The sequence below is a fragment of the Hymenobacter arcticus genome (assembly GCF_054779975.1).
The window spans coordinates 1-14,734 of record NZ_BAAGXF010000003.1 but is presented as its reverse complement, the minus strand read 5'-3'; the positions used below and the strand labels follow the sequence as shown (position 1 = coordinate 14,734).

The 14,734-nt window shown below is 57.9% G+C and carries 13 protein-coding genes; 6 read left to right on the top strand and 7 right to left on the bottom strand.

All coding sequences use genetic code 11. The features are described from left to right. Positions 1-93: 93 nt before the first annotated feature. Entirely contained in the window at positions 94-405 is a 312-nt protein-coding gene (locus ACYVGC_RS06545) for a hypothetical protein (RefSeq protein WP_460583008.1), read from the top strand. 57 nt (positions 406-462) lie between these two features. Here the strand turns inward: ACYVGC_RS06545 and ACYVGC_RS06540 are convergent, their stop codons facing one another. After that, positions 463-1,839, bottom strand: coding sequence for a sigma-54-dependent transcriptional regulator (locus tag ACYVGC_RS06540; RefSeq protein ID WP_460583007.1), 1,377 nt, complete (start codon positions 1,837-1,839; stop codon positions 463-465). Between the two features lie 359 nt (positions 1,840-2,198). Here ACYVGC_RS06540 and ACYVGC_RS06535 point away from each other — a divergent pair, with 359 nt between their 5' ends. Further along, a complete protein-coding gene (locus ACYVGC_RS06535; protein ID WP_460583006.1) occupies positions 2,199-4,109 on the top strand; it encodes an ABC-F family ATP-binding cassette domain-containing protein in 1,911 nt (636 codons plus the stop codon). 95 nt (positions 4,110-4,204) lie between these two features. Here ACYVGC_RS06535 and ACYVGC_RS06530 read toward each other — a convergent pair whose 3' ends face one another. The 3 genes from ACYVGC_RS06530 to ACYVGC_RS06520 all read right to left on the bottom strand — a co-directional run bounded on the left by ACYVGC_RS06530 (position 4,205) and on the right by ACYVGC_RS06520 (position 7,365). After that, positions 4,205-5,107, bottom strand: coding sequence for an alpha/beta hydrolase fold domain-containing protein (locus ACYVGC_RS06530; protein WP_460583005.1), 903 nt, complete (start codon positions 5,105-5,107; stop codon positions 4,205-4,207). Positions 5,108-5,223: 116 nt separating this feature from the next. Next, on the bottom strand, positions 5,224-6,015 hold the full coding sequence (locus ACYVGC_RS06525) for a M28 family metallopeptidase (RefSeq protein ID WP_460583004.1): 792 nt from the start codon (positions 6,013-6,015) through the stop codon (positions 5,224-5,226). 246 nt (positions 6,016-6,261) lie between these two features. Further along, positions 6,262-7,365, bottom strand: coding sequence for an acyltransferase family protein (locus ACYVGC_RS06520; RefSeq protein WP_460583003.1), 1,104 nt, complete (start codon positions 7,363-7,365; stop codon positions 6,262-6,264). 135 nt (positions 7,366-7,500) lie between these two features. On the opposite strand from ACYVGC_RS06520, the gene ACYVGC_RS06515 reads away from it, so the two are divergent. Further along, complete coding sequence (locus ACYVGC_RS06515) at positions 7,501-8,841, top strand: DUF5103 domain-containing protein (protein ID WP_460583002.1); 1,341 nt, start codon at positions 7,501-7,503, stop codon at positions 8,839-8,841. A 6-nt stretch (positions 8,842-8,847) separates the two neighbouring features. Here ACYVGC_RS06515 and ACYVGC_RS06510 read toward each other — a convergent pair whose 3' ends face one another. Together ACYVGC_RS06510 and kaiC are read right to left on the bottom strand one after the other, a co-directional pair. Further along, a complete protein-coding gene (locus ACYVGC_RS06510) occupies positions 8,848-9,135 on the bottom strand; it encodes a circadian clock KaiB family protein (RefSeq protein WP_460583001.1) in 288 nt (95 codons plus the stop codon). Positions 9,136-9,195: 60 nt separating this feature from the next. Further along, positions 9,196-10,647: a KaiC family protein gene (gene kaiC / locus ACYVGC_RS06505; RefSeq protein WP_460583000.1), complete on the bottom strand. Its 1,452-nt coding sequence runs from the start codon at positions 10,645-10,647 to the stop codon at positions 9,196-9,198. 467 nt (positions 10,648-11,114) lie between these two features. On the opposite strand from kaiC, the gene ACYVGC_RS06500 reads away from it, so the two are divergent. Further along, complete coding sequence (locus tag ACYVGC_RS06500; protein ID WP_460582999.1) at positions 11,115-11,363, top strand: hypothetical protein; 249 nt, start codon at positions 11,115-11,117, stop codon at positions 11,361-11,363. Positions 11,364-11,523: 160 nt separating this feature from the next. On the opposite strand, the gene ACYVGC_RS06495 is transcribed toward ACYVGC_RS06500, so the two are convergent. Further along, positions 11,524-12,348, bottom strand: coding sequence for a polyphosphate kinase 2 family protein (locus tag ACYVGC_RS06495; protein WP_460582998.1), 825 nt, complete (start codon positions 12,346-12,348; stop codon positions 11,524-11,526). A gap of 163 nt (positions 12,349-12,511) precedes the next feature. On the opposite strand from ACYVGC_RS06495, the gene ACYVGC_RS06490 reads away from it, so the two are divergent. Continuing rightward, the gene (locus ACYVGC_RS06490) at positions 12,512-13,516 is read left to right on the top strand and encodes a M48 family metalloprotease (RefSeq protein WP_460582997.1); all 1,005 of its coding nucleotides are present in this window, start codon (positions 12,512-12,514) and stop codon (positions 13,514-13,516) included. Positions 13,517-13,631: 115 nt separating this feature from the next. After that, entirely contained in the window at positions 13,632-14,474 is an 843-nt protein-coding gene (locus tag ACYVGC_RS06485) for an Fpg/Nei family DNA glycosylase (protein WP_460582996.1), read from the top strand. Positions 14,475-14,734 lie beyond the last annotated feature (260 nt).

The window sequence follows — 14,734 nt, the reverse complement described above, 5'->3', positions numbered from 1 at the left end:
GGCGGGCCCGCTAGCGGCCTTTTGGGGCGGTTGGCCCCGCATTTGGGCAGGTTGTGCGTGCCCCTCCCCTACTTAAGCCGGGGCCTTTGCTCTATGTCCGACCTGCTCACCGAAATCACCCACGCCGCCAAGGCGTACTACGCCCAAACCAGCGACTTCCCCCTCACGGCCACCGACTTCTACGACTGGCTGGGCGCGCTGCCCCAGGCCCGCCAGGCCGACGTGCTGGCCCGCGGTTTCACCACCAGCCAGGCCGAACCCGATTTTCTGCGCTACTGCCTGGAGTGCCGGGGCTATGCCATGCGCCCCTTCATGGCCGAGCGCCTATCGGTGGCGGCCTACGACCTATGGGCCGCCCACGGCGAGTTCAACGGTGACCTGCCCGTGCACGCGGTGCAGCGCTAAGCGGCCAGCTGGTGCCATTGGGCGGGCTTGCGCTGGCAGACTGGCCAGGGCCCGCGCCTACAGCCCGTACTCCTGAATTTTGCGGTAGAGTGTGGTGTGCGCAATGCCCAGCACCCGCGCCGCCTCGGCCTTGTTGCCACTCACTTCCAGCAAGATGCGCCGGATGTGGTGCATCTCGGCGTTACGCAGGCTGCGCTCGTCTTCGAGGGCCAGGCTGGCGCTGGCACCGGGCGCGGCGGCCAGCTGCACCTCTAAGGGCAGGCCGGCCACGTCGAGCGGCTGGCCGGCCGGCGTGAGGATGGCGGCGCGCTCCAGCACGTTGCGCAACTCGCGCACATTGCCGGGCCAGGGGTAGGCTTGCAGCAGCTGCAAGGCGGCCTCGGTGGGCACCAGCACGCCACGACGCAGCTTGCCGGCAAAGTAGCGCAAGAAGCTGGCCGTCAGTTCGGGCACGTCGGCGCGGCGGGCGCTGAGCGGTGGCACCGGCACCACAAACACCGAGAGGCGGTAGTACAAATCGGGCCGGAAATGGCCCTGCTCGGCCTCCTGCCGCAGGCTGCGGTTGGTGGCAGCCACCACGCGTACGTTGGCGCGGGTGGGCTTGGTATCACCCACCTTGATAAATTCTTGACTTTCAAGCACTCGCAGTAGCTTGGCTTGCAAACTCAGCTCCAACTCCCCTATTTCATCCAGGAAAAGGGTGCCGCCGCTGGCCTCCTCAATCAGACCTTTTTTGTCAGCCATCGCCCCGGTAAAAGCACCCTTTTTGTAGCCAAACAGCTCCGATTCCAGCAAATCTTTGGAAAAAGCGCTGCAATTGACGGCCACGAAGGGCTTGGCGCGCCGCGCGCTAGCCTCGTGAATAGCCTGCGCAAACAGCTCCTTGCCCGAGCCGGTAGGGCCTTCGAGCAGCACGGTGGCCTCGGTGGGCGCCACCTGGCGGGCCAGGTGCTTGGCCGCTTCCAGGGCCGGCGCGTGACCAATAATCGTCTCAAACGTAGCGCGTTGGCCCACCTGCTTTTCCAGCTCGGCCACCCGGCGCTGGAGGCGCGCCTTGGCCACGGCGCGGTCTACCACCACCACCAGCTGGTCGTCGGAGTCGCCCTTGGTGAGGTAGTCGAAAGCCCCGGCCTTCATGGCGCGCACGCTGTCGGGCACTGTGCCGTAGGCGGTCAGCAGCACTACTTCGGCCAGCGGAGCCTTTTGCTTGAAGCGCGGCAACAGCTCTACGCCGTGGGCATCGGGCAGCTTTACATCGCAGAGAATGAGGATAATATCCGCGGCGTGCTCGGCCAGCAGCGCCAGGCCGCGGTAGGCGTCGGGGGCTTGCAGCACGGTGTAGCCTTCCAACTCTAATAGCCGCGCCGTGATGCCGCGCAGCTGGTTTTCGTCGTCGATGAGCAGGATGGTTTCGGGGCTGGTAGCGGCTTGCATGGGGCAAAGGTGGGGGATGCTCACGTTTGTCATGCTGACAGGACTTACACCGGCACTTGCGCGAGATAGCTTTCCCGCTGAGTTACGCGGAGGTAAAGCACTGAGGTTCGCTGAGTTCGGCAATAAAGCTCAGCAAACTTCAGCGTTTTACTTCCGCGTAACTCAGCGGGAAAGCTATTATGCATAAGGTCTGGCTGACTTTCCCATCGAACATCAGCCCAGCCGCCTGCTATTGGGTATTCGGCCACCCCCGGCCCGTCCGTATCTTTGCCCGGCCATTAGTGTCTGGCCCGCGGTGCATTTAGCGCCGCGCCTCCGCACGCCTCCCTTCGCTTTCAGTGGCCGCAGCCGGCCCCGCCATGATTTCAATTTCCGACCTCGACTTCCATTTTGGCTCCCGCACCCTCTACGACCGGGCCAGCCTGCACATCAAACCCAAGGATAAAATTGGCCTGGTGGGCCTCAACGGCACCGGCAAATCGACGCTGCTGCGCCTGCTCGTGGGCGAGTACCGCCCCGACGGCGGCTCCATCTCGATGAGCAAAGAGGTGAGCCTGGGCTTTTTGAACCAGGACTTGCTGAGCTATGATTCGCACGAGTCCATCCTGATAGTGGCCATGCAGGCCTTTGCCGAGGCGCTGGAGCTGCAGAAGAAAATCGACGCGGTATTGCTGGAGTTTGAAACCGACTACCGCGACGAGCTGGCCGATAAGCTGGCCACCTTGCAGGAGCGGTTTGAGGCGCTGGGCGGCTACACCATGCAGTCGAAAGCCGAGGAAATTCTCGAAGGCCTGGGCTTCTCGACCGACGACTTGCAGAAGCCGCTCAAGACGTTTTCGGGTGGCTGGCGCATGCGCGTGATGCTGGCCAAAATCCTGCTGCAACAGCCTTCGCTGCTGCTGCTTGACGAGCCCACCAACCACTTGGACCTGCCGAGTATCAAGTGGATTGAGAACTACCTGGCCGGCTACGAAGGCGCGGTTATCATCGTGAGCCACGACCGCGAATTCCTCGACGGCACCACCAACACGACCGTGGAAGTGAGCGGTGGCAAACTCAACCCCTACGCCGGCAACTACTCGTTCTACCAGGAAGAGAAGGTGTTACGCACCGAAATTCAGCAGGGCGCCTACGACAACCAGCAGGCGGCCATCAAGCAGGCCGAGCGCTTTATCGAGCGCTTCAAGGCCAGCGCCAGCAAGGCCAAGCAGGCCCAGAGCCGCGTGAAGGCCCTCGATAAGCTGGACCGCATCGAGGCCGTAGCGCCCGACGCCGCCAAGGTCAACTTCAAGTTCACCTTCACCCAGCAGCCCGGCCGCCACATCCTGCGCATGGAGCACGTGGGCAAGCAGTACGGCGACAAGCTCATTTTCCGCGACACCAACGTGCACATCGAGCGGGGCGATAAAATCGCGCTCATTGGGGCCAACGGCAAGGGCAAATCGACGCTCATGCGCCTCGTGGCCGGAGCCGAGGAGCCTACCGCCGGCCGCCACCAGCTGGGTCACAACGTCATCATGGCGTTCTACGCGCAGCACCAGCTCGAAAGCCTGAGCGTGGACAACGAGATTATCCAGGAGATGAACAACGCCGGCAGCAAGCGCAACGAGATGGAGCTGCGCGGCGTGCTCGGCTCGTTCCTGTTCACGGGCGACGACGTGTACAAGAAAATCAAGGTGCTGAGCGGCGGCGAAAAAAGCCGCGTGGCCCTGGCCAAAACCCTGATTTCGGAAGCCAACTTCCTGCTGCTCGACGAACCGACCAACCACTTGGACATGCAGTCGGTCAACATCCTCATTCAGGCCCTGGAGCAGTACGAGGGCACGTTTATCGTGATTAGCCACGACCGCTACTTCGTGGAGAACGTGGCCACCAAAATCTGGTTTATCGAGGATTTCCAACTCAAGGAATACCCCGGCACCTACCACGAGTACGAGCGCTGGCAGGACGACCGCGCCAAGGCCGAGAAGCTGGCCGGCGGCCCCGCTATTAAAGCCCCCAAGGCCGCCCCTAAAGCCGAGCCCAAAGCCGAAGCGATGCCCGCTAAAACCGCTTCGCCCGACCAGAAGAAGGCCCTGCGCGAGCTAGCCGAGGTCGAGGCCAGCATCGACAAAACGGAGAAGGAACTGGCTGTGTACGAAAAGCAGCTGGCCGACCCCAAAATCTACCAGAATACCGCGCAGCTCAAAGACGCGACCATGAAATTTGAGCAAGTCAAAAAGGAGCTGGTGCGGTTGAACGACCGCTGGGAAATGCTAGCCGAGATGTAGAAAAATTAATTCCACGCAAAAGCCCCGTTAGAAACCGTGCGTTTCTAACGGGGCTTTTGCGTGGAATTAATTTTTCTACAACCTCTAATTGTGCGCTATTTTTTGTCCAGAAACTTAAATATCTCCACGTAAGCGTCTTTCAACTCATTGGAGTTAGGACTGTGAAGACCTTCAGGCAAAAAAAGCACTTCGTTCTTTTGCTTGTCTTCGTTGAGCAGCCCCACAAATTTCTCAAAGGTTTCGGGCGGCACCTGGTCGTCTTTGCCGCCGTGCCAGATAAAAAATGGCGGGTCGTTTTTATCGAAATACGTTATTGGCTCATATTTTCGAATAAACTCCTTGGGCGCATACTCGGTGGTCGCCGGGAAAAGCGCAAAACCGATTTCCTTCATAATGGGCACCTCGTTGCTCATAAACACCTTCTCTACCACGTCTAGCCCATCAACCGGGCCAGAGAAGTTGACAACCCCGGCAATCTTGATTCCCGCGTCCAGCTTGTTGGGATAAGTCGGGTCGTTGGCCGTAACTGCTACCATACTGGCAATGTGCGCGCCGGCCGAAAAGCCCGTCAGAATTATCCGGTCTAAATTCAGGTGGTACGTGTCGTTGTGCGCTTTCAGGAAATTCAGGGCGTAGGTTAAATCTTCCGTGGCAACAGGAATACCGCGTTTAATTCGGTAATTCAAGTTGATTACATTCATCCCCTTTTTCAAATAAGGCTGAATGTAGCGTTCCTCCCGCGCCTTATCACTGATGTAATATCCACCACCGTGCAGAAAAACGATGGTGTAATTTTTATTCTTTAATTTCCTGGTATTGTCCGCCAGGTAAATATCCATCACCTGCTCCTTATCAGCCCCATAGGCTACATCCTTCGTTACTTTATAAGCAGCTTGAATTTGCTCGGGAGTTTTATCAACCAGCGAAGCTATTTTAACGGAGCAGGAGCTACAGGCTACCGAAATAACCAGACTTAAGAAAAGCGTTTTTTGGTTCATACAGCGAAGGCTTGAGTTCCGTTTATTGGTGATAATCAGGATAACTACTAAGCGGTAATGGGTACTTATAAATCAGCGGCTTGGTCTGCTTAGGCGCGTCGCGGCCTGCGCGACATTTATTGCATCGCCTGAATCGTATCCCACACGGCGGCCGAGGTCATGGCTAAGGCGGCTTCGCTCAGCTTTTCGTAGGTATCGGTGGGCTGGTGGTAGTGCTGAAAGAGGGGAGCCTGCACCAATATTTCGTACAGGGCCGGCAGGGGAGCCTGCTTCGCCATCGCCGCAAAATAGCGTTGCGCAACTGCCACATCCTGGTCGGTGATGCAGGTGATGGTAAAGGCATCGGCTAGCCCGGCGCTACGAAAAGGTACGTGGTCGGCAGTGTTCGTCACGAGCTGGCCAAACCGGCTGACGCACACGTGCTGCCGCCGCGCCGTGGCCTCGAACGCGCTGAGCAGCGGCCCCTGCCGCGCCGCCTCTACGGGCCACAGCGCCAGCTTATCGCCCATGCCCACCAGCTCTAGGTTGAGCAAGCCCGCCAGGTCCTGGGTGCCATACTGCGCCACGTAGGCCTGCGAGCCCTTCAGGCCCGTTTCTTCCTCGTCGAAAAAGAACACCCGCACGCCAGCCGCGCTGCCGCTTTCCTGGTGCCGGCGAATAATATCGAGGGCCACGGCGATGGCCGAGCCATTATCGTTGGCCCCGCCCGAGTCCGTTACCCGGTCGAAGTGCGTGCCCACCCCAATTTTGTGCTCAACCTGGCCCAGGTTTACCACCAGGTTGGTGCCGGTGGCATACGGCTGCTCTATATAATTGACGTTTAGCTCATTGAGCTGTTCCGTAATCAGCGCTCGGCGCGTGGCGTTGGGCTGATGGTCGAGCTGTTTTATAAAGGGTAGCAGGCTCATAGGTAACGGAGCGGCGGGTTGCGGCGCTCATTATAGGGTGAGTAGTAGGACTGGGCAACGGCGGGGCCCTGCGTTGCTACCCCTGCCCGACGCTAGCCGCAGAGCCCCGCCGGGTTGCCGCCTCGCGGCGCCGATGAACGGGTTGGCTGGCCCGGCGAAAGTAGCATCCGGCGCGGCCCCGACTAAGCCAGGGCCATATTTCCGCTTCTCACCGCTTAAGTTTATCCGTTTTACTTAACAATAAGCTTAATGCAACTTAATTATGTTAGTCTTTAACCTCTTCATTAGATAGCGCCGCACTGGAAAATCCAAAAACCTGAAAACCAGGTAGGCAAAACCTATGAGGAGAAGAATGGAAACGGGAATTACCCAGCTCAACTGCGCTACGCTGGGCTTTTGCGTTGCCACATACGTCAAAAATACCCATACAAACGGGTAATGAACCATGTAGAGCGGATAAGAGATACTACCGGAAAACCTGTTTATTTTTTGATACTTGTTCGTTAAGCTTGCGCCCGCGCCTAAGGAAACTAGCAGGGGCAGATAAACGATTATCAGGATTGGTTCCGTCAGCCAATTCCACTGTGCGCTATAAGGTATTAAGAACGCCCCTATTAATAAAGCACTCATGCCCGGCAAACCCAGCTTATTGCTAATTATCCAGTTGGAGCGGTAAATCAACATGCCCGCTAAAAAGGAAAACGAAACCCGAGCGAAGCCATCAAGAAAATTCGCTCCAGCCCAGCCGCCGCTCACATTACCAGCGTGCACGCCCACATACCAAATGCCCCCTACCGCTACTGAAATCAATAACACCAGCACTTTTTTGGTGGCTTTTATTAAAATGGTCGCATACAGTATGTTAGCAACATACTCCCAAAACAATGACCAAACGGGTGCGTTTAAACTGAACAGATTAAAAAACCGCTCGGGCATTATGGGGTAAGGAATTAAAAAAGACGACGTTATAAATAGCAACGCTGTTTGCCTAAAGCCATACACCGCATAGAGATTACTGTAAGGGTCAATCAAAAAAGTAAGTAGCCCCAAGACCGAGCCAATAATAATAAGCGGATGCAAGCGAATTAATCGCAGCTTAATGAAAGACATTATCCCCATACTAGCTATCCGATTATCATACGCATACGCCATTACAAAACCAGACAAACAAAAGAAGAAATCTACTGCTAAAAAGCCGTGCCAGATGAAATTTTTACTTACATCAGTAATAGCAATTTCCGCAAAGTGATAAACAACTACCAGCACCGCGGCCAAACCTCTTAAGCTATCCAGGATTTCAAAATGCTTCTTAGTCTTTAGAAACTCGGGGGTTATATTTTTATCGGGCATTAGCTTTATTTTCTGGTTATTGGCCGGGCTTTTAGTAAACTACCAGTGAGCCTCCACTTACTAGGCGCTTGCCACCGGGCGAAAGTACTGGCTAAGCGGATACGCACCGACGGGCTAAGCCGTAACTTTCGCCCCATGCGCTTTCGCCTCCTCTCCTACCCGCTGCTGCTACTTGCCACCGGCTGCGTGCCGCTGGGCACGCCCATCACCAACCCCAACGCCCCCGTGAGCCAGCAGCGGCCCGCCGAATACTACGCCGACCGCACCCTGCGCTACCAGGACTACATCTATGACCCCAGCGTGCGCAGCGTGCAGTGCTACGTGCCCACCGCGCAGGCCAACGACGTGCTGCTGCCCCCCATTGTGCCCCTGAGCCAGGAGCAGTCCGTAACGCTGGAGTTTGACGTGCTCGGCGAGCAGGCTCCGCGTCTCACGGCCAAGCTCGTGCACTGCGACCTGGGCTGGACGCCCTCGCAGATTACGGACATGCAGTTTTTGAGCGAGATAAACGAGTTTACGCTCACCAACTACCGCATCTCGGTCAATACCAAAACGCCCTATTACCACTACGCGCTGCAAGTGCCGCGCGTGAAGCTCAGCGGCAACTACGTGCTGGTGGTGCAAAACGCGGCCGGTGTACCGCTGGTGTCGCGCCGCATGTTGGTCTATGATAGTCAGGTAGTTGCCAACTTGCAGCAAGGCATTTTGGCCGGTGGCATCGATGCCCGCTATGCTTACCAGCAGCTCAATTTCAACATCAACTACAGCGCCGTGCAGCTGGTAAATCCGGCCGCGGAGGTGAAGGTGGTGCTGCGCCAAAACTACCGCTGGGACAATGCCCACTACAACCTGGCGCCCACCTTCGTGCGCGATGCCGAGCGCGTGCTCGAATACCAGTACATCAACTACGAAAACGCCTTTGCCGGCCTCAGCGAGTACCGCTACTTCGATATGCGCTCGCTGCAAGCCAACGGCCTGGGCGTGGCCCGCCTGCTGCGCCAGGCCGCACCCGTGCAGGTAGAGCTGCTGCCCGAAACCACCCGCAACGGCCTGGCCTACAACCAGTACGTGGATGCCAACGGCCAGCGCGTGTTCGAAAACCGCGAGTTTGGCAACGGTGCGTACAACGGCGACTACGCCATGGTCACCTTCAACCTGAAGGCCGACAAGCCCGCGCCCGGCCCGGTGTACGTGCTGGGTGCGCTCAGCGACTGGCAGCTCAAGGAGGAGTTTCGGCTGACGTATGACTCCCTGCAACAGCGCTATACGGGCCGGGCGCTACTCAAGCAGGGCTACTACAACTACAGCTACGCCGTGGCTCCTAAGCGGGCCGGCGCCGCCCCCGACGAAGTGTACTTTGAGGGTACCCACCAGGAAACCGAAAACCAGTACGACCTGCTGGTGTACTACCGCCCGCCGGGAACCCGCACCGACCTGCTCATCGCCTACCAGGCCCTCGACCTGAATAAGCGTTAGCAAGTGCTAGGCCGCCGGCTCCAAGCTCGACAAGCCCAGGCCGGCCAGCACCCGCGAGCGCACTGTGAGCGCCCCAATCAGGCGCGTCACGGGCAGGGGCCATTTGCGGATTAGCGTGGGAATGGCCATAATGCCCGCCTCCTCCGCGCGGTCGGGCTGCTCTTGGATATCAATTATTTCCAGGTAATATTCCCCGTTTAATTTTTCCCGGCAAATAGTAGTCAGTATATCGACGGCCTCCACCGAAATATGATTTTTGCCGTTGATATAAAGCTGCAACGCGTATTTACTCATGATGGATAAGTAGAATTAAGGCTAATTTATTTGTTTATTAACTATCAGTAAATCAAGCAATTATCCTCTAATTGGAATACCAGTTAAAATACCGCTGACCCCAGTAAACGGCTCGCCGATATTGATACCTTTATCATCAATAGTGAAGCCCCGGATGGAGGAATCGTGCTTGGAGCCGCGCATTTTGAGGACTGATAGGCTACGGTGCATTTCGCCCGACATTTCGACGTAACGCAGCAAAATAATAGTGTCGGTGAGCGGCGAGATGTTGCCCTCGGTGTCGGAGGTGCCGCCCGAGAGCAGCGTGGTGGTGACGGTGAACATGCCCGTGATTTCCTGGTGCTTGAGGAAGGACGTGAGGGCGATAATAAACTCGCGAAACGCCTTGTCGGTGCTCGTGCGCGAGAGCGCCGACAGGCTGTCGATGGCAATGCGGTCGGGCTTAAACTCCCGCACAATCTCTTGGATATTAAGTAGATGGTCTTCCAGCGACGCTACCTCCGGGTAGAGGCAAACCACCTTGAGGTAGCCATCGTCTTCGAGCTTGGCAAAGTCCTGGCCCCAGCCGGTAGCATTGCGAAATAATTGCTCGCGGCTTTCCTCAAAAGCCAGCAGCAGGCAGCGCTCGTCTTTTTCGCGAATGCCGTCGATAAAATTGGCCACCAGCAGCGTTTTGCCCGCCCCGATGGAGCCGCTGACCAAGATGATGGAATCGCGGTAGAAGCCGCCGCCGCACATTTCATCCAGCTTGGCCACGCCCGAGGTCACGCGCACGCCCGACGAGCGGTATTTGAGGTCCATGGCCGAGAGCGGGATGATGACGATGGCCTGTTCGGGGTGAATGGTGAACAGATTTTCGCCCTTCTCGTGGGCGCTGCCCCGAAACTTAAGAATTTCGATGGTGCGCCGCCGCTTTTCCTCGCTCAGCACATTGCGCAGAATGATGACATTGTCAGTTAGAAATTCCTCCACGCCCAGCCGCGACACCTTGCCGTACTCCTCGGTGCGCTCGGTGGTAATGATGGAGGTAGTATCGAGGCGGCCCAGCGCCAGCGTCACCTTAAAAAGCTCGTGCCGGATGGAGTTTATTTCCTGGAACTGGCTGAACACGCTGCCAATCGAGTCGAGCACCACGCGCTTGGCCTGGCACTTGGTAATGGCCCGCTCCAGCCGCACCTGAAAGCCGCTGAGGTCGTAGTCGCCCACGGTCAGCGTGTCGTCGTCCTTCTGGGAGGCATCTACGAATACCCATTTGCCGTCGCGCTCCCAGGCATCAATATCCCAGTTCAGGGTGCGCAGGTTGATGCGAATATCCTCCACCTGCTCCTCAAACGTGACAAACACCCCCGCCTGGCCAAACAACTGAATGCCCATGGCCAGAAACTGCGCGCCAAACAGCGTTTTGCCGCAGCCCGAGCTGCCCGAAATTAGGGTAGTGCGGCCGTAGGGCAGGCCACCGGCCGAAATGTGGTCGAAAGCGGTGATGCCGGTAACTAGTTTTTTAATACTCATGGGCAAGCAGGGTGCGGGCGACAGGGTCCACACCACTTGGCGGGGCGGCTCCGGTGCAAAAAATTAGCTCCAGTGTAGATAGGGGAGAAAATAAAGCTATCGGGCAGTTAGTTGAAACTGCCGGCTGGCCCTATTCCCTGCAAGGTAAGCGCTTAGTTGCCGCGCAGCGTCGCCTAAGCCATTGCCCTGGCGGTGGCTCAGAACCAGCTCCTGCCCCCGCGCAATGGCACCCACCGGGGCGGCCAGGCCAGGGCGCTACCCCCAATCCGACAGGTACAGTCGCAACGTAAATAGGGGCCTAAACAAACACTTGTTAGCCTTGTTTTTTAGTAGTGCCGCCCGCCGTGCTTATGCCAGTGCCTGGGAAGTCTTCGTTGTTGCTTAAAGCCCGTCTATTGCCCTATTTTACGCCTAGTTTTAGTTGCCAATATTTTTAGTTTTTCAAGCTTTCTTTTGTATCTTTGGCTATGCGTAAGACCCAGCTCCCAACCCCCCTGCCCGTGCAGCAGTTTGCCCGCTGCATCGACGATACTGCCCGCCCCGCCGGCTACATCGGCGACTGGCCCACGGCCGGCCGCGTGTACCCGGTGCAGGTGCTGCCCCACGTGCGCACCGGCCAGCCCCACGTACACGTGCTGGGCTTTTATGCCGAGCGGCCCTACGGCGCATTTGCCTCCCACCGCTTCGAGTCAGTAGCCACGCTGTGGATGAATTAACGCTCAGTTTTTTTTGATAAAAAGCTCCTCCTGCACTAACAGAAGGGGCTTTTTTAATTTGTCATGCTGAGCTTGCGAAGCATCTTATCACCCTATAACAAGCCGTTCAAACGTGATAAGATGCTTCGCAAGCTCAGCATGACAAATTAATAATAAGTGCTTACTCAATAATTTGCGCAGCCACATCAAACGTTGCGGCGGGCGGCTGCGGGTTCATTTCGGCCAGGGCGGCTACTACAATTTCGGCAATGGCTTGGTCGCGGGCGCGCTTGTCGTTGGCCGGGATGACGTACCACGGGCACTCGGGCGTGGAGGTAGCGGCCAGCGCCTCCTGGTAGGCTATCTGGTAGGCGTCCCAGTGCTGGCGCTCCTTAAGGTCGCCGGGCTCGAATTTCCAACGTTTTTTCGCGTTGTCGAGGCGGGCTTGCAGCCGGCGGGCCTGCTCATCCTTCGAAATGTGCAGAAAAAACTTGAGCACCCGCGTGCCGCTGTGCGTGAGCAGCTGCTCGAAGTGGTTGATGTCCTGGTAGCGCTGCTGCCAGGTGAAGGGCTCGATGAGGCCGTGCACGCGCGTCACGAGCACATCCTCGTAGTGCGAGCGGTTGAACACGCCAATGTGGCCCCGCCCCGGCGTGTGCTGATGAATGCGCCACAAGAAATCGTGGTTAAGCTCTTCGCTACTAGGCACTTTGAAAGCCGTTACCTCAATACCGGCCGGGTTCACGCCCGTGAGCAAGTTGCGAATAGTGCCATCCTTACCACCCGTGTCGATGGCCTGAAACACCAGCAGCAGGCTTTGGCGGTGCTCAGCATAGAGCCGGTCTTGGTACTCGCTGAGTTGCTCGCGCAGCTCTTCAAGGCGTTTTTCCACCTTCTTTTTGTGGTCGAATGGCTTGTTGCTAGCCGGGTCGATGTCGGCAAGACGCAATGGAGTGCTGGGTCGCACGCGCACGGCCGGCGTGGCGGGAGGAGTGGCTGATGCCATAGGAAAATCGTAAAAAAACGGCCAACGCCGGCCGCCGATTAGTTAAACGAAAAAGGTGCTGGCTAGCGTTGTGTAGGTGTGCCCCCGCCCGCCGCCCGCCGGCTCTTTTTTCTGGCGCTGAAATTGCCTAGTACACTTGTCCTTGCCCCGCTTTTCCATGCCTATGCTTCCCCGCTCTTTTCGTCGGCTAGCCGCTGTGCTGGCCCTGCCGGCATTTTTACTCAGCCCACTGGCGCAGCCCGCCGCGGCCCAAACACCCGCCACCGACCTGCCGGCCAGCCAGGCTGCGGGCATCATCCGCGAGATTACCGAGGCCGTAGGCTTGCAGCCGCGCTTCGAGCTGCGCGCTACTACCCAAGTAGATAACGCCGCCGCCGTGGTGTATGGCGGCCGGCGCTACCTGCTTTATAACCCCGCCTTTCTGGCAGCCGTGAACCGCGCCGGCCACACCGACTGGGCGGGCATTAGCATTCTGGCCCACGAAATGGGCCACCACCTCAACGGCCACACGCTGCGCGCTGGCGGCTCGCAGCCCGAAGACGAGCTGGAGGCCGACGAGTTTTCGGGCTTCGTGCTGCGCCGCCTGGGGGCCAGCCTGGCCCAGGCGCAGGCCGCCATGGCTACCGTGTCGCCCAATGAGGGCTCGGCTACCCACCCCGGCCGCGCCCCGCGTCTGGCTGCCATCGGCCGCGGCTGGAGCCGCGCCACCGCCCAGATTATGGCCAGCAACCAAACCGGCCGCGCGCAGCCCTCGGCCCAGCCCATTGCCATAGCCCCGCGCCCGGTGCAGCAGCCACAGCCAGTTTATCCTGTTTACCAAGAGCCAACTAGCGCCGATAACAGCTCAGCTACCACCGTGGCGCTCACGCGGGCCGACAGCAACGCGCCGGTGCGCGTGGTGGGCCAGCTCACTTTCCGCGACAACCCCGAGGTGCCGTTTTACCTCACTAGCACCCTCAACGTGGTGCGCTTGGCCGACGAAAGCAGCAACGACGAGGACGAAAATGACCGCGTGCGCGACGCCCAGGTGGTGGGCCACCTGCGCCGCACCGGCAACGCCGCCTTCCCCTTCGTGCTCGAAGACAGTCAGCAGCACTCCCTGTTCGTGACGCCCCGCGGCGACGTGTACAACCAGGAGGGCCAGCGTGTAGCCAAGCTGCACGACTGATTTCAGTTATCAGTCAACAATTAGCAGTTATCATCCTTTTAGGCTGGTATCCTTAGCCGGTGAAAGCCGTTAACCCATATGATGACTGCTAACTGCTAATTGATAACTGTAAAAAATGCCCGAATTACCCGAGGTAGAAACCTACCGCCGCTTTATTGAGGAAGTGGCTGTGGGACAACAGATTACCGGCCTCGATGTGCGCGACAAGCACGTGCTGGCCGTGCCCGAAGACGAGTTGCGCACCGCCCTGCTGGGTCGCATCATTACCGGCACCGGCCGGCTGGGCAAAAACTGTTTTGTGAAGCTGGACGACGGCCACCTGCTGGTACTGCACTTCGGCATGACCGGCGATATCGGCGCTTTCCGCGATGCGCCCGACGCCCCGCGCTTCACCCGCGTGGCTTGGCAGTTGGGCGACTCGGGCCTGAACCTAGCGTTTATTGACCCGCGCAAATTTGGTCGTATTCGGCTGGCCGAGAGCGTCGAAGCCTACCAAAAAGCCAAGAAGCTGGGCCCCGACGCGCTGCTCATCACCGCCGCCGAGCTGCACCAGAAACTTAGTCGCCGCCGGGTATTCGTAAAGCCGCTGCTACTTGACCAAAGCCTCACCGCCGGCCTCGGCAACTGGATTGTGGACGAGGTATTATTCCAGGCTAAAATCCACCCCGAGCGACTGGGCAATTCCATTTCTGAGAAAGAAACCACTGCCCTGTACGCCGCCATTCAGTTGGTACTCACCACGGCTATTCAGCACGAGGCCAACTACCGACACTTTCCCAAGTCGTTTCTCATCCACGCCCGCGAGTGGGACGATTCGGCCACGCCGGGCAGCGATGCGCACACCTTTTGCCCACGTCACCCCAAGGTAAAAATCGAAAAATTCTACGTGGGCGGCCGGGCTACGTACATCTGCCCAAAATGCCAGCCTGCACCCGCAGTAACAACACGCGAAACTTGAGTGTGGGCACAAGTTCAGAGTGAAAGTATGGTAGATTTAGGGATACCTAATTCTATTAGGTATCTACCTAAACCACCTCTTCATTCTGGCTAAAAAATTAGGCGTACCTAAATCGGATAATATCTCATTGGCATTAGCCAAGCCAACTAATTGCTCACCGCTAATAAGCCGACTGCGACGGTCTAAGAGGGTGTTAGGGAATTAAGCAGGCGCTAAGCGGTTGAGGCACATGGTCATGTTGGCAATGAGCAGCCAGGCTT